At 54.4% G+C, this 19,397-nt stretch carries 15 protein-coding genes and 1 pseudogene; 10 read left to right on the forward strand and 6 right to left on the reverse strand.

The window, feature by feature from the left end:
- The first annotated feature begins 15 nt into the window (after window positions 1-15).
- The 5 genes from AC2FLX_RS08575 to AC2FLX_RS08595 all read left to right on the forward strand — a co-directional run bounded on the left by AC2FLX_RS08575 (window position 16) and on the right by AC2FLX_RS08595 (window position 5,860).
- Window positions 16-948, forward strand: coding sequence for a tripartite tricarboxylate transporter substrate binding protein (locus tag AC2FLX_RS08575; RefSeq protein ID WP_480750781.1), 933 nt, complete (start codon window positions 16-18; stop codon window positions 946-948).
- Between the two features lie 61 nt (window positions 949-1,009).
- The gene (locus AC2FLX_RS08580; protein ID WP_496810550.1) at window positions 1,010-1,546 is read left to right on the forward strand and encodes a tripartite tricarboxylate transporter TctB family protein; all 537 of its coding nucleotides are present in this window, start codon (window positions 1,010-1,012) and stop codon (window positions 1,544-1,546) included.
- 10 nt (window positions 1,547-1,556) lie between these two features.
- On the forward strand, window positions 1,557-3,077 hold the full coding sequence (locus tag AC2FLX_RS08585; RefSeq protein WP_480750779.1) for a tripartite tricarboxylate transporter permease: 1,521 nt from the start codon (window positions 1,557-1,559) through the stop codon (window positions 3,075-3,077).
- A gap of 5 nt (window positions 3,078-3,082) precedes the next feature.
- Window positions 3,083-4,570, forward strand: a complete 1,488-nt coding sequence (locus tag AC2FLX_RS08590; protein WP_496810549.1) for an aldehyde dehydrogenase — start codon at window positions 3,083-3,085, stop codon at window positions 4,568-4,570.
- Between the two features lie 42 nt (window positions 4,571-4,612).
- The gene (locus tag AC2FLX_RS08595; RefSeq protein WP_496810548.1) at window positions 4,613-5,860 is read left to right on the forward strand and encodes a Tm-1-like ATP-binding domain-containing protein; all 1,248 of its coding nucleotides are present in this window, start codon (window positions 4,613-4,615) and stop codon (window positions 5,858-5,860) included.
- Between the two features lie 46 nt (window positions 5,861-5,906).
- Here AC2FLX_RS08595 and AC2FLX_RS08600 read toward each other — a convergent pair whose 3' ends face one another.
- The 3 genes from AC2FLX_RS08600 to AC2FLX_RS08610 all read right to left on the reverse strand — a co-directional run bounded on the left by AC2FLX_RS08600 (window position 5,907) and on the right by AC2FLX_RS08610 (window position 9,826).
- Complete coding sequence (locus AC2FLX_RS08600; protein WP_496810547.1) at window positions 5,907-7,223, reverse strand: HlyD family type I secretion periplasmic adaptor subunit; 1,317 nt, start codon at window positions 7,221-7,223, stop codon at window positions 5,907-5,909.
- Window positions 7,223-8,959: a type I secretion system permease/ATPase gene (locus AC2FLX_RS08605; protein WP_496746490.1), complete on the reverse strand. Its 1,737-nt coding sequence runs from the start codon at window positions 8,957-8,959 to the stop codon at window positions 7,223-7,225. The genes AC2FLX_RS08600 and AC2FLX_RS08605 overlap by 1 nt, the downstream gene beginning before the upstream one ends.
- Before the next feature lie 342 nt (window positions 8,960-9,301).
- On the reverse strand, window positions 9,302-9,826 hold the full coding sequence (locus tag AC2FLX_RS08610) for a CBS domain-containing protein (protein WP_480750775.1): 525 nt from the start codon (window positions 9,824-9,826) through the stop codon (window positions 9,302-9,304).
- A gap of 375 nt (window positions 9,827-10,201) precedes the next feature.
- Between AC2FLX_RS08610 and AC2FLX_RS08615 the strand changes: the two genes are divergently transcribed.
- The 5 genes and pseudogenes from AC2FLX_RS08615 to AC2FLX_RS08635 all read left to right on the forward strand — a co-directional run bounded on the left by AC2FLX_RS08615 (window position 10,202) and on the right by AC2FLX_RS08635 (window position 15,325).
- Window positions 10,202-11,227, forward strand: coding sequence for an FAD:protein FMN transferase (locus AC2FLX_RS08615; RefSeq protein WP_496810546.1), 1,026 nt, complete (start codon window positions 10,202-10,204; stop codon window positions 11,225-11,227).
- 17 nt (window positions 11,228-11,244) lie between these two features.
- Window positions 11,245-11,487 carry a (Na+)-NQR maturation NqrM gene (nqrM, locus tag AC2FLX_RS08620; protein ID WP_480750773.1) on the forward strand — a complete coding sequence of 81 codons (243 nt, stop codon included), beginning with the start codon at window positions 11,245-11,247 and terminating at the stop codon, window positions 11,485-11,487.
- Between the two features lie 125 nt (window positions 11,488-11,612).
- Window positions 11,613-13,280 (forward strand): sulfatase-like hydrolase/transferase, encoded by a 1,668-nt coding sequence (locus tag AC2FLX_RS08625; protein ID WP_496810560.1) that lies wholly within the window; start codon window positions 11,613-11,615, stop codon window positions 13,278-13,280.
- 77 nt (window positions 13,281-13,357) lie between these two features.
- A pseudogene (locus AC2FLX_RS08630) lies at window positions 13,358-14,432 on the forward strand (IS630 family transposase).
- Between the two features lie 152 nt (window positions 14,433-14,584).
- A complete protein-coding gene (locus AC2FLX_RS08635; RefSeq protein WP_496810545.1) occupies window positions 14,585-15,325 on the forward strand; it encodes a methyltransferase domain-containing protein in 741 nt (246 codons plus the stop codon).
- Between the two features lie 124 nt (window positions 15,326-15,449).
- On the opposite strand, the gene AC2FLX_RS08640 is transcribed toward AC2FLX_RS08635, so the two are convergent.
- The 3 genes from AC2FLX_RS08640 to AC2FLX_RS08650 all read right to left on the reverse strand — a co-directional run bounded on the left by AC2FLX_RS08640 (window position 15,450) and on the right by AC2FLX_RS08650 (window position 19,234).
- Entirely contained in the window at window positions 15,450-17,756 is a 2,307-nt protein-coding gene (locus tag AC2FLX_RS08640) for a Tex family protein (RefSeq protein ID WP_496810544.1), read from the reverse strand.
- 137 nt (window positions 17,757-17,893) lie between these two features.
- Window positions 17,894-18,769 carry a c-type cytochrome gene (locus AC2FLX_RS08645; protein WP_496810543.1) on the reverse strand — a complete coding sequence of 292 codons (876 nt, stop codon included), beginning with the start codon at window positions 18,767-18,769 and terminating at the stop codon, window positions 17,894-17,896.
- 6 nt (window positions 18,770-18,775) lie between these two features.
- Window positions 18,776-19,234, reverse strand: coding sequence for a c-type cytochrome (locus AC2FLX_RS08650; protein WP_480750767.1), 459 nt, complete (start codon window positions 19,232-19,234; stop codon window positions 18,776-18,778).
- Window positions 19,235-19,397 lie beyond the last annotated feature (163 nt).

Below are 19,397 nucleotides of genomic sequence, written 5' to 3' on the forward strand. Positions count from 1 at the left end.
TTGGGAGGAAATCTTATGGTCAAACTAACTGCTTTCGCAGGCGCTTTTGTGTTGACGGCAAGTGCGGTTTTCGCAGAGTACCCGGAAAAACCTGTGTCGTTTGTGGTGCCGTGGCCTCCAGGTGATCTGGAGGACGTATTGACCCGGTTGATCGCGGATGAGTTCCAGTCGATGTACGGCGTTCCGGCTGCTGTAGTGAACAAGCCCGGTGGTGGTGGCGGGCCGTTTCCCGGGGCGGTGGAGGTCGCGACCGCGCCTGCGGATGGCTATACTGTGGGTTCGTTCGTGGTGGGCGTTCCGGTCATCGGGCCGGAAATAGGCATTCCTGAACTTTCTCCGAACCCATTTGAGCCACTGGGAATATTCATGACCTATCCATTCGTGGTGGCCGCATCTGGAGATGCCCCGTATTCGAGTTGGGAGGAGCTTGTTGCCCATGGCAAGGATAACGAAGTGGCACTGGGTCATTTCGGGACGTTCCTGCCGCCCACCAAGATCACTATGGCTGCAGCCATCGAAAGTGGGTTTGACTTTGCAAGTGAAGCCGCATTCGACGAACTGAACTGCAACACACTTGCTTCAGGCGATGTGGATGTCATCAACACGACGCTGCAGCAGATCATGCCGTGCAAGGATGATCTGCACATTCTGGCAAGTATCGGCAGTCAGCGTATCGCAATCACACCTGACACCCCAACCGTTACCGAGCTGGTACCCGGTCTGACCTTGTCATTGTGGAACGGGCTTTTCGTTCACAAAGACGTGCCTCAGGAGGCGCGCGACAAGATTGCTGCAGCAGCGCAGAAGGCGTTGCAGTCCGAGCAAGCTCAGAGCCTGATAAATGAAACTGGTGTTCTGATCTATTGGCAGGATGCGGCCGAATCCACGGAGCAGATCGAATCTGACAAAGCCATGTTCGGCAAGGTCGCTGAAATTCTTGGGGAATAAAGCTCGTTGACTTCAATGCCCCCGGATGGACCGGGGGCATGACTCGCAGGGAGGAAGGTCAATGCTTGTAAGAACGCTGCAGGATTTGTTCAAACGCTATCGCCGGCCAGGTGACATTGTATTTGCAATCTTTTTTCTCGCTTTCTCGTTTTTTCTTCTGACGCAGCTTGGAGAGCAAACCAAGCTAGTCAAAAAAACCAAATGGTTTGCACAACCTTCGTTGTGGCCAACCATCGCGGTTTACGGAATGGTTTTGTTCGGTGCGCTTCATTGCCTGAGTTCAGCCCTGTCCCCCCGAATTCCCGGTCGTTGGCGCGAAGTACTTTTCTGGCTGAGGTCGCTGGAATTTGTTGCCTATTTCCTCATCTATGTGTTGGTGGTCCCTTACCTTGGATACCTGCCGTCGACAGTTCTCTTCGCGCTGTTTCTAGCTGTTCGTTGTGGGTTCACGAGTTTTGCCTCCTTGGCTGCATCTGCCGCCTTCGGAGTCAGCGTAGCAATTTTGTTTCGCGCTTTCTTGCAGGTCAAAATCCCGGCGGGCCAGATATATGAGTACCTCCCTGATTCAGTGCGGGCGTTTGCCCTGACTTACTTATGAGGCCATCCCGATGGATACGCTGATCTCCGGTTTCGGGATAATTGCTCAATGGAACGTGGTCGCAGCCCTCCTTATCGGGTCGATAGGCGGTGTCATCATCGGCGCATTGCCGGGCGTCGGCGCGGCTGTTGCAATTGCAATTCTCTTGCCCGCCACATTTGCCTTTGAACCCATTGTCGGGCTGACTTTGCTTTTGGGTATATATGGTTCATCGATGTATGGCGGCGCGATCCCTGCAATTCTGATCAATACGCCCGGAACAGCGGTCAACGCCCTGACCACTTATGACGGTTATCCGATGACGAAACGAGGACAAGGGCAGCGAGCGTTGTCGCTGGCCTACTCGGCTTCTTTCTTCGGTGGCATCTTTTCGGTTATCTGCTTGATCATCCTGTCGCCGGTTCTTGCGGCCGTCGCCCCGCATTTCGGTAGTCGCGAGATCTTTCTTGCGGCACTCATGGGCATCATCCTTGTGGTGTTGGCCCATCGGGGGCAAACGTTTGCTGCGGCGATGTTGGCAAGTTTTGGCCTGTTGCTGAACACCGTTGGGCTGGAACCGGTCAAATACACGAAACGTTTCACATTTGACCAAAGCTGGCTGGCCTCGGGGGTCGATCTGATCGTTGTTGTTCTCGGACTCTTCGCCATCAGTCAGGCATTACTACTTCTGGTCGACAAAGATCACGCGCCAGGTCAGGCGCATGTCGATGGTAATTTACTTTCGGGGTTTAAGGAACTTTTCGGGATTAAGCGGGTAGCGACTGTGTCCTCCAGTCTTGGCGTTTTGATGGGTATGGTTCCCGGAGTGGGCGAGTTTACGGCGCAATTCCTATCCTATACCTATGCCCAGAAAAGCTCGAAAGAACCGGGAAAATTCGGTGACGGCTCGCCAGAAGGGCTTGTCGCGTCGGAAGCGTCGAACAATGCCGTGCCAGGCGCTGCCATGATCCCCTTGCTGGCGCTTGGCATCCCGGGCGAGGCGCTAACCGCGATGATGCTGTCGGTCTTTTACGTCCACAATGTGATCCCCGGCCCCCAACTGTTTGAAAGCCAGATGGACTTTGTCATGGCGATCTATCTGGCGCTGATACTGCTAAACGTGATTGTTCTGGTCTTTTTGCTGTTCTCGACCAACCTGCTCTTGAAGATCATTCAGATCCCGACTCGTTTTCTGGGAATCATGATCATCATCCTGTCCTTTGTCGGGGTCTACAGTCTGCGAAATTCCATCACTGATTGCGCCTTGGCTTCCGGGTTCGGTGTATTTGGGTTGATTCTAAAGCGACTGAATCTGCCGATTGTCCCAATCATTCTAGGGATGGTTCTGGGAGGCATCATGGAGGTCAAATTGCGCAGCGCGATGGCCCGGGTCAAGACGCCACTGGACTTTGTCGATCGTCCCATCGCCGCCTTCCTGTTCGCAATGATCGCGCTAATTTTCGCGTTGCATATCAGAGCCTTGATCCGAGAACACAAAGCCCGCCGGAACCCCGAGCCTGTCGGACCGGAAACAACCACACAACAAGGGTGATTTGAATGCTTGACCAGGCAGCTATAGATCGCATCCGACGCCAGGATATTCCCGATCAGGGCCATTTCATCGATGGCATATCTGTTTCTTCGGTATCGGGAGAGCACCTGGAAGTCATCTCCCCCATCAATGGTCAATTCCTGACGCGGATCGCCAAGGGTGTTCCGGATGACATGGCCAAGGCAGTGAACTCGGCTCGGGCCGCGTTCGAGGATGGTCGCTGGTCTCGCGTGGCGCCTGCTGCCCGCAAGAAGATCTTGATGCGGCTGGGAGATCTGATCGAGGAGCGAGCCTTGGAATTGGCCGTGCTGGGCGTTCGTGACAATGGAACCGAGGTCAATATGGCCTACAAGGCGGAAGCTTTGTCAGCCGCGGCTACGTTCCGGTACTATGGCGAGGCAATCGACAAGATCTACGGTCAGATCGCTCCAACGCCCAATGACGTACTGGGCTTGGTTCACCACACTCCAGTTGGTGTAGTGGGGGCAATTGTGCCGTGGAATTTTCCCTTGATGATCGGCAGTTGGAAAATCGCGCCCGCTTTGGCTGCCGGCAATTCTATTGTTCTGAAACCTGCTGAAAGTGCCTCGCTTACCCTACTCAAAATAGCAGAGCTGGCCTCTGAAGCGGGGTTGCCTGATGGCGTGTTCAACGTAGTGACCGGAAAAGGATCGGTCGTCGGAGAGGCCTTGGCCTTGAGCATGGACGTGGACATTCTTGTTTTTACCGGATCGGGTGTTACAGGACGGTGCTTAATGAAGTATTCAGCGGAGTCCAATCTAAAGCGCTGTTATCTTGAGCTTGGCGGAAAGTCTCCGAATATAGTGTTCAACGACGTGCCAGACCTGGCTCAGGCAGCGGCAATATCAGCAGCAGGTATTTTTCGGAACTCAGGTCAGGTTTGTGTGGCTGCATCCCGGCTGCTGGTACAAGACGACATAGCTGACGATTTCGTGGCCGAAATGGCGCGCCATGCGGGTGCTTTCCGCGTTGGCGACCCACTGGATCTGAAAATCCAGATAGGTGCCGTACATTCTCTCGCTGAGCTTTCGTCCAATCTGGATTTTGTTCATACGGCCCAAGACGAGGGCGCTCGCTGCGTTACGGGTGGCGAGCGGATACTGGAGGAAACCGGAGGTTACTATATGTCGCCCACGATCATGAGTGGGGTCAAACCAACCGATAACCTGTTTCGAAAAGAGGTTTTTGGCCCAGTTTTGGCGGTTACGACGTTCAAGGACGAGGCTGAGGCAATTGGGCTGGCCAACAGCACCGACTATGGGCTGTCCGCCGGGATATGGACCTCGAACATAAGCCGTGCGCATCGGATGGTTGACGCGGTGCGGTCCGGTGTCATCCACGTCAATACATATGGCGGTTCCGATATGACGGTCCCGTTGGGAGGGGTCAAGCAATCAGGCAACGGGCACGACAAATCACTGCATGCGATGGACAAGTATTTGGATCTGAAATCCGCCTGGATTCAGCTTTAAGATAATTTGGTTGCGGCGGTATCGATCGCTAGGAGGAAACGAATGTCAAAAAGAACCATCCTGGTAATTGGCACTTACGACACCAAGGAACCCGAAATGAGGTTCATCGAACAATGCATCAAGGGACAAGGAGCCAATGTTCTGAGTATGGATGTGAGCGTATTGGGTGTTCCTTCCGGCCCGACGGATATCAGCAAGCACGATGTTTCCGCCGCTGGCGGCATGACCATTGATGACGTCATTGCGTTAGGAGACGAGAACAAAGCCTTTCGTGTCATGTCACGGGGGGCTGCGTCGTTGGTTGCGAAAGAACATGTAGAAGGGCGGTTTGACGGAATGTTGGCAATCGGCGGCACGATGGGCACGGACCTCGCGCTCGATTGTGCTCAAGTCCTGCCCATGGGAGTGCCAAAATACATCGCCTCAACCGTCAGCTTTTCTGCCTTAGTCCCCCCTGATCGTTTGGCGCCTGACATCCAGATGATCCTTTGGGCAGGCGGCCTCTATGGGTTGAATTCGGTATGCCGGTCATCCCTTTCCCAGGCTGCCGGAGCCATCGTAGGAGCCACAAAAGCTGTTCAGCCGCCCTCTTCAGATCGACCCATGGTCGGTATGACCTCGCTGGGATCATCCTGCTTGAAATACATGAAAACACTGAAACCTGCACTTGAAGAACGAGGGTTTGACGTGGCGGTGTTTCATTCGACGGGAATGGGCGGCATGGCTTTTGAAAAGCTGGCCGGTGAGGGAGCGTTCAATTGTGTCATGGATTTTTCTATGCAGGAATTCGGCAACCTGATGGCCGGGTCGCTCGTTTCCAGTGGTGAAGACCGGCTTACAAATGCAGGAAAGGTCGGGACACCTCAGATGGTGGCGCCTGGAGCCCTAGACTTGGTGGATTTTGCTGGCTGGCAGGATATCCCGCCGCAATATGTCGACCGCCCCTTTCACGAACACAATCGATTGATCAAAAGCTCTGTCTTCACAGCTGAAGAACGCCGCATGTGGATACGTGAGATGGCAAAACGAATGGCAGCCGCCAAAGGGGCAACACACTTCTTCTTGCCCCTAGGTGGAGTCGAAGAATGGGACAGGGAAGGGCAAGAGGCGCATGATCCAGAAGGGCTTGCCGCATTGGTTGACGAAGCCCGAAAGATTATTCCTGGACAGACGCCAATGACCGAGGTGGACGCGCATATTAATGATAGTGAGTTCAGTGACGCAGTGCTGTCTCTTTTTGATGAATGGATCAGGGACGGGACCGTTTCCAAGGAATTGCGGGCGCAATGAACGACCCTAGAAGAACCATGCCGGTTAATAACCTGCCGTCTCCAATTTACTCGCGGAATGCCTTCACGAAGTAGTCTGTGAGCGGTTTGGTCAAATAGGAAAGCGGCGTTCGCTCGTCCGTCTTGATCAAAGTCTCAACGGGCATGCCCGGAAGCAGAACTTGGCCCTGGAGACGGTCCAACTGGCCCTCATCCAGATAGAGTTCGGCCCGATAAAAACTATACCCGGTTTTTTCGTCCGTAAACACATCAGCCGAAATGGTAGCGACATGGCCGTCGATTTCTGGTGTCTGCCTTTGGTTGAAAGCTGTAAACCTCAGTGTAGCCGCCTGCCCAACATGGAGTTGGTCAACATTAATGGCATCCACCCGCGCCGTTACTTTCAGTGGGGTGTCCTGCGGAACCACATACATCATAGGTTCGGCGGGTTGGACCACCGATTGCAGCGCAAAGATCGTGCTTCCATAAACGACACCTGAGACAGGTGCCCGAATATCCATGCGCGACAACTGTTCACGCAGTGAAAGACGCCGTTCGGCCAGTTCAATCTCGCGGAATTGCAGGTCGCGCAAAGTTGTTATGGCTTCTTCCCTTCGGGTTGCGCCAAGGCGGACGATCTCGATCTCAGTCGAGGCGATCTGGCCTTTAAGCCGGGCTACGGTCGCTTCGAGCTGCCCGATTTCACCGTTCAGGTTTGCGCTTTCGCGCTTCAATGCCGAAACGCGGCTGGTCTGTGTAAGGCCCCTTGTCAGAAGGCTTTCCTGATCTTCCAACTCGTCCTCGATCAGGGCAACTTGCTCTCTCAAAGCGACCAGTTGCGCCTGCGTGCCTTTGATTTCGCTTTCGATCTGCGTTTTCTGCTCCCGAAGTTGTTCCGACTGTTTCTCCATTGTTTCTGCTCGGGCAATGAACAAACGGCGCTGACCGTCTACAAGTTCCTGCGTCGCATGCTCGTCTTCGGTCAATTGCTGGAGTTTGGTGTTCAGTCCTTCGGTGTCCTCACCATCGCGTTCCGCCTCAAGGCGAGCCTTGCGTGCGAGAAGTTCAAACAGTTGCCCCTGGACGATAGTAAGTTCCGACGACAGGAATGTGTCGTCGAACCGGATCAACATATCGCCCGCATTTACCCTGTCACCGTCGCGAACAAAGATTTCGCCCACGACACCACCATCCGGATGCTGAACCACCTGACGATTTGTTTGAACCTCGACAATCCCCGGAGAGACGATAGCACCAGCAAGTTCCGTTTGCGTGCTCCAGACACCGATGCCGCCAACCAAAATGGCCAGCGCGAAGAACCCTACGGCTGCAGGAAAGGCAATACGCCATGCAGGTTTATTGGACGAAGCAGATATATCGGCCATTACTCGCCCGCCTTTCCGAATTGTCTTTTGATCACACCAGCATTTTGAACCATTGCGCTCAGCACCTCATCACGGTTGCCTATCCGCACAATCTGGCCTTTTTCCACCACGGCTAAACGATCGCATTCAGATATGGCTTGAGGGCGATGAGTCATGATCATGACGGCTTTGCCGACAGACTTGAACTCTCGCACTGCGGCATTGAGTGCTTCGGTTCCTTCCGCATCCAAAGCCGAATTCGGTTCGTCTAGGATCAGCAGAACCGGATCGCCATACAAAGCGCGTGCCATCGCAATCCGTTGCTTTTGACCACCGGACAATTGGCTGTCGTTACCTTCGAGAAACGTGTCATATCCCTTTTGCAGGCTCAGGATTAGCTCATGGGCCTTGGCCTTCTTGGCCGCGGCAATAACTGCCTCGGAATCAGGGTTCAGGGACATGCGGGCGATGTTTTCGGCAACAGTTCCATTGAACAAAGTAACTTGTTGCGGCAGGTAGCCGATATGCTTGCCCAGATCACTGACATCGTACTGGTCCAGCGTGGCTCCACCCAATCGAATTTCCCCCGCCGCAGCGGGCCAAAGTCCCAGCAAAGCCTTCGCCAATGTGGTCTTGCCAGATCCGCTTTTGCCGATAACGCCGATGGCTTCGCCCGGCTCCACAGTCATGCTGACATTGCGCAAGGTTGGCGTCGAGGCACCCGGAGGAATGACTGTCACGGATTGCACCGACAGGTGCGCTTTAGGGATTGGTAACTTGGTTCGCTTGTCTTCTGGAGGGATTGAGTCAAGAAATCTGCTCAACGATGTCCACGAGGTTCTGGCGCGTTCAATGAGCCCCCATTGGCCGATCGACTGTTCTATCGGCGCGAGCGCGCGACCCAATAGGATAGAGCCGGCAATCATCGCGCCTGCGGTCATTTCGTTTTGCAAAACCAGGTAGGCACCAAGTGCTAGCATGGCCGATTGCAGGAATAGCCGAACTGATTTGGTTAGAGATGTAAAGCTGCCGGTCCAGTCGCTAGCGGCAATTGTTTGCCCCAGCGCGTCGGACCTCTGCCGCATCCAACGTGCTGTCACGTCGCGTTGCATACCCTGGGAGCGCACAACTTCGGATGCCTGTCGGGCGCTTTCCGAGAAAGCGTTGGCCAAGGCTGACGCTTTTTGGGCGTCCGCTACGCGCTTGCGCGTCAAAGCTTGATTGAGCAATGCGACAACTATCAGAATGCCTCCTCCCACAATTGCAAGCCAGCCAAGCCAAGGATGAAAGATGAAAATCGCGGCAAGAAACAATGGCGTCCATGGTATGTCCAACACGGCCAAAAGTACGGGAGAACTGCACAGTGTTTGAATAGATTCAAGATCACGCAGGGCCGTCGCAGGGGTAGATCGGGCACGCGGGTGAATCGATTGTCTGAGTGTCGCTTCGAAGACTCTTTCATCCAGTTCAGTTTGCAGCCGCGCTCCAAATCGCGCGACGATGCGGCCGCGGGCATAGTCAAGTAGGGCCATCAGGCCATATAGCAGAGCCACCAGCAAGAACAGCGCAGTCAGCGTTTCTTCAGATCGCGATCCTAGAACGCGGTCATAAACCTGAAGCATAAATAACGGGCCTGTGAGCATCAGAATATTTACAAAGATGCTGAACAGGAAGGCCACGCCGATGTATCGAAGGCCATTGTTTCGCGCCGCTTGAAGTTCGTGGCGTGCCTGAGGCATTTGGCTTAGACGTGTCATATTTAAGATCAGACTTTAATGGGCTCACAAAACGCGTTCGCGATGCTTGATTCCCGGGTTTAATTGCTTCCGAACATTGACTGAATTTTCAGCCTCTTATCAGCTTCAGCCCATGTGTCCGGTCATTCGGTCCCCACATTCTGCAAAGAGTTTTGGGAGCTTTCTCGAAGGAGCTAAATACATCTTCGATTTGTGTCTTCAACACTCCCTAGTTCTTGTATTGCGGAAAATCGCCAAACTTTTTGATACTCAGCGACTTATCGCCTGCAACACACCGGGGCGGGTTTGGTTATGCTAGTATTATGTTTGGAGCCAACCCAACTGCGGACGTGCCGATGGTTTTCAACCCACGATCATCTGTTTCATTTTCAGTGCCTCATATTCCAACTCGTTGAGGCGAAACTGAACCACATCTCCAATTGTTATCATCCCGCACAAGTTTCCGTCCTTCAATACTGGCATATGTCGGAAGCGCCCCTCGGTCATACGCTTCAAGACGTCCATTAGAAAATCCTCTGGTGCGCAGCTTTGAACTTTCGTGGTCATCAGATCAGAAACGGACTGAGGCAAGGTCTGTCCAGGCGTCTCGGCCATGCGTCGCACGATATCCCGTTCAGAAAGGATACCCTGCAGCGCGCCATTCTGATCCGTGACGACCAAGGCGCCGATACGTTTTTCCTTCAGGAGTTTTACGACTTCATGAATAGTCTCTCCCGGGCGGACGGAAAACACATCGCCTCCCTTTCCTTCCAAGAGCTTGGCTACGGTCGTCAATGAGTGTGACAAATTAGATTCAACGGTTTGGCTGTAGGTGGTGGTCTCGGCCTTGTCGCCACGCTTGGGCGCTTGGTAAGAGCTTGGGGCCATTGGCTGGTCTCCTCCTGTACCGGTTCGAATTCTTGTGTCCACCTTACCGCTGGTGGGCGATCTGTATAGTGGGCAAATGCGTCACAAAATGTCAGAGTACTGTGAATCAAGGGAAATCTGAATGCTGCAAAATCTTCACCTTACTTCGCTAAGTGGTGTTTTGATCGTTTTCTTGGTCGTTGTCTGCGGTCACCGCTTTCGCCAAGCATGGAAGGAGCAAACGCCGGGCTGGCAGATTCGCGCTTGGCTATATGGAGTACCAGCAGCGCTAGGTTTGATAGCGCTGGGATTCCTTCCTTTCGACCACTGAGTGTTGTTTGACTCCGCAAATATGCGCTGTCATATGCCGAGTGCATTAGTCTCTGGAGTAAGTTTATGCGCCACTGGTTCGCTTTGGTCTTTCTGTGTCTGACTGCCGGCTGCCTGTTCGACAAGGAGTCCGAGGTGGTTCGCCTGTCGGGCGAGACCATGGGAACCACTTACAACATTATTGCCATCGGCGACAATCTGGACTCGGAAACGTTGTCTCAGTCGATCAAACAAACCCTTGCAGCGGTTATTGCAAAGATGTCGAACTGGGATCCAAATTCTGAGGTCTCAACTTTTTCGACATCCAACAGTACTGCTCCCGTCAAAGTCTCCGCCGAATTTGCCCGAGTGATGGCGGCGGCCAATGAAGTGCACGAACAAAGCGGTGGTAAGTTTGATGTAACTCTTGGGCCGTTAATTGAACTCTGGGGGTTTGGCCCTCGCAAGCCCGATGATCCGGTTCCAAGCGACCAAGCCATTTTGGCTGCGCTTGAACACGTTGGGCAAGGGTCGCTTCTCCATTTGGACGAGTCAACATTAATGCTTGCCAAGACAGACGGCAGTGTGGGCATCAATTTGTCGGCTATTGCCAAAGGTTTTGGTATCGATGCAGTGGCTGCTACTTTGGATGCCGCCGATGTCCACGATTACATGGTCGAGATCGGCGGTGACCTTGTGGCAAGGGGTGAGAATGACAAGGGAAAGCCGTGGCAAATCGGTATTGAAAAACCGGAGCCCGGCGCGCAGGCAGTGCAACTGGTCGTGCCTGTTAGTGACTTGGGACTAGCAACATCGGGCGACTATCGGAATTTTTTCGAGCAGGATGGGGTTCGATATTCGCATATTATCGACCCGACAACCGGTCGTCCGATTACGCACCACACCACTTCAGTGACGGTTGTATCCGAAAACGCGATGATGGCGGATGCTTGGGCAACTGCGATGTTGGCCTTGGGATTGGATGACGGTATGAAAGTGGCCGAAAAATTCGATCTTGCCGTCTTTTTTATTGCTCGGGATGTGACAGGCGACGATGAAGCCTATATCACGGTGCAAAGTAGTGCATTCAAGGAAGTGCTGGGCCGAAACTGACCGGGGTAAGAACTAAGATGAGCACATTCGTATTGGCATTCTCTTTGTTGTTGATCATCGTCGTGGGCATGTCTTTGGGCGTCATGCTGATGGGTAAGACGATCAAGGGCAGCTGCGGCGGCCTTAATGCAATATCGGGGGCGGACAAATGTGTCGTATGCCAAAAGGACATCGATCCGGACAGTCCGCTGAGGGACAAACTGCAATGCCCGCGTGCACGTAAAAAGTTGGAAGAGATGGAGAGTGAAGCTTCCGTCTAACGCATCGAGTCTGCATGCGGTACGCTGGGCGCAACAGCATTTTCGTAAGGGTCGTTATAGCCAATCGCCAAACGTTGATTTACAATTCAGTTAGCATGTGAAGTAAATCAATTCGGATGGAGATCATGGTCAGGCCGAAGAACATTCTTTTTATTATGTTCGACCAGCTGCGCTGGGACTATCTGAGCTGTTATGGCCATCCGCATTTGCAGACGCCGAACATTGATCGTCTGGCCTCGATGGGCGTTCGATTCACCCGAGCGTATATCCAATCCCCGATCTGCGGCAGTTCACGCATGTCTACGTATACCGGACGCTATGTGCATTCCCATGGGGCCTCGTGGAACGGCATTCCCCTGAAAGTCGGTGAAGTGACAATGGGCGACCACCTGCGGGAAGCCGGAATGGAATGCTGGTTGGTCGGGAAAACGCATATGAGAGCAGATGCCGAGGGGATGGCTCGGCTTGGATTGGAGCCTGATAGCCTGATCGGTGCCAGAGTGGCGGAGTGCGGATTTGACGTGTTCGAACGTGACGACGGCATGCTTCCCGAAGGGCCCGACGGTTACTATGATGCGAATGGTGCCGAGAACTACAATAAGTACCTTCGCGCCCTCGGTTACGAGAGCGACAACCCATGGCATGACTTTGCCAACTCAGGACTGGATGAAAACGGAAACGTTTTGTCAGGCTGGTTCCTGAAACATTCCCAGAACCCGGCGAACATTGAAGAGAAACACAGCGAAACGCCCTACCTAACGACACGAGGTATGGAGTTCATGCAAGGTAACGAGGGCCCGTGGGGCCTTCACCTCAGCTATATCAAACCGCATTGGCCCTATGTCGTACCCGAACCTTATGCGTCAATGTATGGTCCAGAGCATGTATTACCCGTAAACCGTTCGGATTCCGAACGACAAAATGCGCACCCAGTGCTGAAGGCGTTCATGGATACCAAGGTGGGAGAGGCTTTTTCGCGCAAGGAGGTGCGAGATGCGGTAATCCCGGCTTACATGGGCCTGATCAAACAAGCGGATGACCAGATGGGTCGGCTGTTCGACTGGATGGAAGAAACGGGACGGATGAAAGACACGGTGATCGTTCTGACTTCGGATCACGGCGATTTCCTTGGGGACCACTGGATGGGGGAAAAGACTTTCTTCCATGATGCATCGACCAAGGTTCCATTGATCATCTTCGATCCGTCCGACGAGGCGGATGATACTCGTGGATCGGTTTGCGATGCGCTGGTGGAATCTATCGATCTCGTCCCAACGTTCGTTGAAGCTGCCGGTGGGCATATTGCGGATCACATCCTTGAAGGCGAAAGCCTGCTGCCAATTCTAAGGAGTATGAGAGGCGACACAAAACGCGACTACGTCATTTGCGAGTATGACTACTCTGCTTCACCAGTCGCCGACATTTTGCAGGCGGATGTTCGCGATGCCGTGATGTTCATGGTTGCAACGGAAAAATGGAAGCTGATCCACTGTGAAGGCGGTCATCCGCCCATTCTATTCGACCTCGAGAACGATCCAAATGAACTCGTGGATCTGGGAAAGTCCGAAGCCCACGGGGACATCATTAGTGCGATGTATGACCGTTTGTTCGAATGGACGCGCCGCCCGTCACAAAGGACCACAAGAACACGCGAGCAACTGATCGACATGAGAACAAAAAGCCGAGGACGCGGTGTGATGGTCGGAATCTACGATGAGAATGAAGCCCCACTCCACTTGACCGTCAAATACCGGAAACGAAAAGCGAGGCCGTACAAGAGCTATTTGAAATGATATTCTAGTGGTTTGAGCAAGACGGACGAGTCCGTTTTGGGATTCCCTCTGCCTTGGGGTTGTGCGTGTCTACAAACATGCGCACCGGTGTCAGTTTCAGCCTCTCGTCGACCGACCGTCACCGATTGGATGCGATCGTTTCGAATGGCAACAGCCCCCAGAAGCATGTCTGGCGGGCCCGGATCATTCTTCTGAGCGACAACGGGCACGGCACAGCGGCGATCATGTCGGAGACAGGCAAGTCCAAGACCTGCGTCTGGCGCTGGCAGGAGCGCTTCGTGGAGGAAGGCGTCGAAGGTCTCCTGCGCGACAAGACACGGCCACCGGGAACCCCGCCAACGCCGGCAGATAAGGTCGCTGAGATCGTGCGGCTGACCCAGAAGCCGCCGCATGAGGCCACGCACTGGACGCTCAGGGTGATGGCCAAAGTTGCCGGGGTGGCGCCTTTGACGGTACGTGGCATCTGCAAGGCGCATGGCCTCAGCCCGCATCGCTGGCGCGCGTTCAAACTCTCGAAGGAACTTCGTAGACAAGCTGATCGACATGGTGGGGCTGTATGTCGACCCGCAGGCGCACGCGGTGGTGCTTTCGGTCGATGAGAAGTCACAAATCCAGGCGCTGGATCGCACACAACCGGGCTTGCCGATGAAGAAGGGGCGGGCCGGCACGATGACGCACGACTACAAGCGCAACGGAACCACCACACTATTTGCAGCGCTGAACGTGCTCGACGGAACCGTGATTGGTCGGAACATGCAGCGTCATCGCCATCAGGAGTTCATTCGCTTCCTGAATGACATTGAGCACCGCGTGCCCTCAGGCAGGGAGGTCCACGTGATCCTGAACAACTACGCCGCGCACAAGCACGCCAAGGTCCGCACCTGGCTGGAGAGGCATCCGCGCTGGACCTTCCACTTCGTGCCCACAAGCTGCTCCTGGCTGAACGCGGTCGAAGGTTTCTTCGCCAAATTGACCCGGTGCCGCCTGCAACGCGGCGTGTTCCACTCACTCGTCGATTTGCAGGCCGCCATCAACCGCTTCATCGCAGAACACAACACGACCGAGGCCAAGCCTTTCCGCTGGACGGCCGACCCCGACCGGATCATCGCCGCGCGAAACCGTGGGTTCCAGACCTTGGCTTCGGGCCGATAGGTCGATCGAAGTCTGACAGAAGTCGTCAGATGACGGCTTGGAGCCCAAGGCGGCCAAATGTGCTAAGGTCAAATGGCCGCAAGAGGGGATGTTGGCTTTGGTGACTTATGTCAGAACTAGATAGTCAATGGATCGACATTCCGGACGAGCGTTTGCAGCGCTTCGAAGCGATGTTCCGGTGGAGCGAAGAGACCGCCCATTACTATGATGGCGCGTGTCTCGCCCCTGGGCTTGATATTCTGGATTTTGGCTGCGGCCCGGGACATCAAGCAATCGAATTTGTCGACCGAGTTGCCCCTGACGGTCATGTTCATGCTGCCGACGTAAATGAAGATTTTCTCGCGAGTGCTCGATCAAAGGCAGAACAGGCAGGAATTGCCGATCGCATAACCACGCACCTATTGACCGATGAAGATGTGCCCTTGCCGACGGCAAGCGTCGATCGAGTCATCGTGCGAAACACGCTTATTCATGTACCCAAGCCAGAGGCGAATTTGGTTGAGTTTCGGCGTGTGCTGCGTCCGGATGGGAGGCTTCATATGATCGAGGGTGACCGGCGTCTTATGGCCGTCGAACCTCTTGAAATGAGAGAATGGAACGATCTCATCGAAGCGGCGGCTTGGGCCTGGGAACAGCCCGTCATCGGACGTCGGCTTCATGCTCTGGCACGACGTGCGGGCTTCTCCGATATCAAGGTCCAAGTCGTTACTGCAGCCGACACGACCGGCCGGTTGCTTGGCATGATCCGTACGATCGGCGAATATGCGATCGAGGGCGGGATGTCAGCACAGCGTGTCGCGACACTCTTGAAAGATTTGGAAGGTGCCGCCGTGGACGGGACCTATTTGGCAGTGTCTCCGCAGTTTGTAGTCACCGCGTGGACACAAGCCTGACCTCGCGGTATCATTCTTACCTCCGACCTTCGCCGAGGGGCGTGCGACAGAGTTCGCGATGTCTGATTCTGACCATTAGAGCATGATCTCCAGCTAGCCTACTGATCAATGGGCTTCTAGCCTATTAGTCTTTCTTGAAAGCGTCCCTCAGTGCAGCGCCAAGTGCACCAGTGCTGCCGATCTCTTCGGGGGCACTCCTGCGCTGATGGTTTGTTGCTGAGCTGCCTTTGTTCGATGCCGGACCGCGTGCCGACCGATCTCTCTCAGCAACAGCCCCGCCATCCTTCCGCATGGTTAGACCGATGCGCTTTCGAGAAACATCTACCTGAACCACACGCACCTTTACAACTTGGCCCGTTTTTACCACCTCGCGCGGGTCTTTGACAAACCGATCGGCCAACTGGCTGACGTGAACCAGCCCGTCTTGGTGAACGCCTATGTCAACAAACGCACCGAACGCCGCGACGTTCGTTACAGTACCTTCTAGAACCATACCAGGTTTGAGATCGGTGATTTCTTCAACACCGTCGGCGAAGGAGGCAGTAACAAAACTCGGGCGTGGGTCGCGACCGGGTTTTTCCAGTTCTGACAAGATGTCTCGCACTGTTGGCAAGCCAAAGGTGTCATCGACGAATTGCTCGGCGCGTAAAGTCGTGAATGCTCCGCCACTGCCCATAATCTGCCGAATGTCTCGGCCGCACGCCTTAACGATGCGGCGGGCAACAGCATAGGCTTCGGGATGCACGGCGGATGCGTCGAGCGGTTCGTCTCCATCCGGGATGCGAAGGAAACCGGCACATTGTTCGAATGCACGCGGGCCAAGGCGGGCGACTTTCAACAGTTCTTTGCGTGTTCTGAAAGCACCATTAAGGTCCCGATGTGCAACGATCGCCTCGGCCAGCCCAGGGCCCAAACCGGACACGTGTGAGAGCAATTGTGCAGACGCCATGTTCAGGTCGACGCCCACGGCGTTCACGACGTCTTCAATCACGGCTTCCAGTGATTGACCCAAACGATGCTGATCCACGTCGTGCTGGTATTGACCGACACCGATTGACTTTGGTTCAATTTTGACCAGTTCGGCCAATGGGTCTTGCAGTCGGCGAGCGATTGAAACGGCGCCGCGCAAGCTGACATCAAGATCCGGAAACTCTCGTGCCGCAAGTGCCGAAGCAGAATAGACGGAGGCACCGGCCTCGGACACCACAACTTTAGTTGGACCTTTTACCGAATTCGGCAGTAGTTTCAACGTGTCTGCGACCATTCGCTCTGTTTCGCGACTGGCAGTTCCATTGCCAATAGCGATGAGTTCGATCTTATGTTCGGTAATCAGCTTGAAGATTGTGGTTTGCGCCCCACGCAAATCGTTCTTGGGCTGGAACGGATAGAGCGTCTCTGTGGCGATAAGTTTACCGGTCGCATCGACGACTGCGGCCTTGACGCCGGTTCTGATCCCTGGATCAAGGCCGAGTGTCGGACGTGCGCCCGCCGGGGCTGCGAACAGTAGATCCTTGAGGTTGCGCGCAAAAACCTGAATGGCTTCTTCCTGTGCGCGAGTTCGCAGATCTGCCATGAGTTCGACCATCATCGACAACGAAAGTTTCACCCTCCAACTCCAACCGGAAACTTTGCGCAACCATTGGTCACCGGGGCCATCGTCCCGTGTTTCCAAATGAGCTGCCACCATCGCCTCGGCGCGTGCAGCGCCGCTTTCCGGCTCGGGCGCAATATCCAAAGTTACGATGCCTTCTTTCGATGCTCGCAGCATCGCTAGCGCCCGGTGAGACGGCACATTTGCCCATAACTCAGTATGGTCGAAATAGTCGGAAAATTTCGCACCTTCCTTTTCCTTGCCGTCGATCACTTTTGACGTCAGAAATGCTTCTTTCTGCATGAAGCTGCGCAATTTCCCCAGAAGACTTGCATTTTCGGTTAGTCGTTCGGCGACGATGTCCCGGGCACCATTCAATGCGTCCCTGGACGTTGGCACTGCTTCGGTTACATAGCCTTCCGCCAGCTTTTCCGGGTCGGCGCTGCGGTCAGACAAGATGGCATCGGCCAGAGGTTCGAGCCCGTTTTCTCTAGCAATCATGGCCTTGGTGCGGCGTTTAGGCTTGTAGGGCAGATATATATCTTCAAGCTGTGCCTTGGTGTCGGCTTGTGCGATGGATTTCTTCAGATCGTCTGTGAGTTTCCCCTGATCATTTATCGAGTTCAGGATCGTTTCACGTCGTGCTTCCAGTTCTCTTAGATACGACAGCCGGTCCGACAGAATCCGCAGTTGAGTATCGTCCAGCCCACCTGTCACCTCCTTCCGGTAACGGGCGACGAATGGCACGGTGGCTCCTTCGTCCAGCAACTTGACCGCTGCGCTCACCTGTTCAGGGCGGGCACTGATTTCGGTGGCAATTGTGCGGGCGATCCGGTCCAAACCTGTCTCCTTGAATCAAATTAGAGGAACTTCTTAGCCAGTGCCTTGAAGGAGGGAAAGAGACGGTTGCACCGATCACGGGAAAAAGAAGCCGGCCTAGATCTCTGAAGCAGGAATCTCACCCAGGCGACTGAGTTTCACTTCAGCGATTTTAGATAAGCGGCGATTGCGGCGCGATCTTCGGGGGTGAGTTGCGAGGTGTTCTTTATAACTGCAACCATGTGCCCTCCGGCACTGTCAAAGTCCGGAGTAAACCCGGTTTCGAGGTAGTATGCGATGTCCGCAGCGCTCCACGTCAACTTATCCGGCGTCAGGGCAGGGATACGCCCTTCGCCGGTCGGATTGGGGGCGCCACCCAACCAAACGTTTTTCTTCAGGCCGCCCAACGCATCCCGAGGTGTATGGCATTCGCCGCAATGTCCCAGTGCTTCAACCAGCATGCGACCACGTTCAACTTCTGCTGTGGTGACCTCGGGCATAACCCAGTCGGCGGAAAATTTGAGCCGTTTCCATAGCCCCAACCCTCTGCGAACCGAAAATGGAAACGTGATTTCGTGCGGTAGGCTTGCGTCATCAGCTTCGGGGAGTGTCCGCATGTAGGCCCAGAGATCGGTAATCTGTTGATCCGTCATGCGTGTGTACGAGGTATAGGGGAACGCAGGATAGTAGTGCTGCCCGTCCGGTGAAACCCCATATCTCAGAGCGGTTGCGAAATCCGCTAGGGACCAATCACCAATTCCAGCGGATGGGTGCATGGAGATATTTGGTGCCAGGAATGTGCCAAAATCAGAGGGAAACCGTTGTCCTCCGGACAATATCAACGAATCCTCCGAGCCTGGCGATTGATGACATGACGAACAGCCCGCCGCGAGGAACACTGTTTTCCCGGCCACTGCATCACCTTCTTTTTCGGAAAATGCCTCAGAAGAGAGGCGCTCAGGCGCAGTGAGCAAAAAGAAAACAATGGCGGCCAAAACGGCCGCCAAAGACAGCGCTAGGACACCCCGGCGCATATAGAGCTAGTTCTGAGGTACACGGAAATCGTCGTGGCAACCTTTACACGTGCCTCCGACGGCTCCGATCGCTGCACCAATCTCGGCTGCACCTTGTCCAGCTGCAGCTTGCATCTGCACTGCGGCAGGGGCAAACGCAGCCCACTTTTCCTGGAACCCTGCGGAATTGCTCCAGATCTCAGGCTTGGCTCTTGTGCCCTCATTGGCTCCGGCTTCCGAGCCCTCAGGCCAATTGGTCAACTGGTTTATATTTGAAATCGCGACAAGATTGTCTGCTGCTGCTTGCGCCAAACCAGCATCATATTCCAACTCGCCTTTGGCCATCGCACCGAGAATGCTGATGTTTAATGCCTGCATTCGCATCTGGCCTTGCCTCGCATTTATGGCCGACGAATAATCTTGGGCTTGTGCAATCCCGGTACTTAACAAAGTCGCTATCGTGATAGTTAAAAAGGTCTTTTTCATGTGTCGTCCGCCTCTCCGGTCGTTTGACCTGTTAAACAATAGAGCGTTTTTTGAAATTGCCATAGCAACTTCTGCGACCGGTCCGGTATCAGGGACCTCCAATAGGAGCGCGCATGCAAGTCGGGGTTCATGGCCTGTCGCACCGGTCCGGTCAATATGAGCC

Source organism: Ruegeria sp. YKSF57 (genome assembly GCF_059612585.1).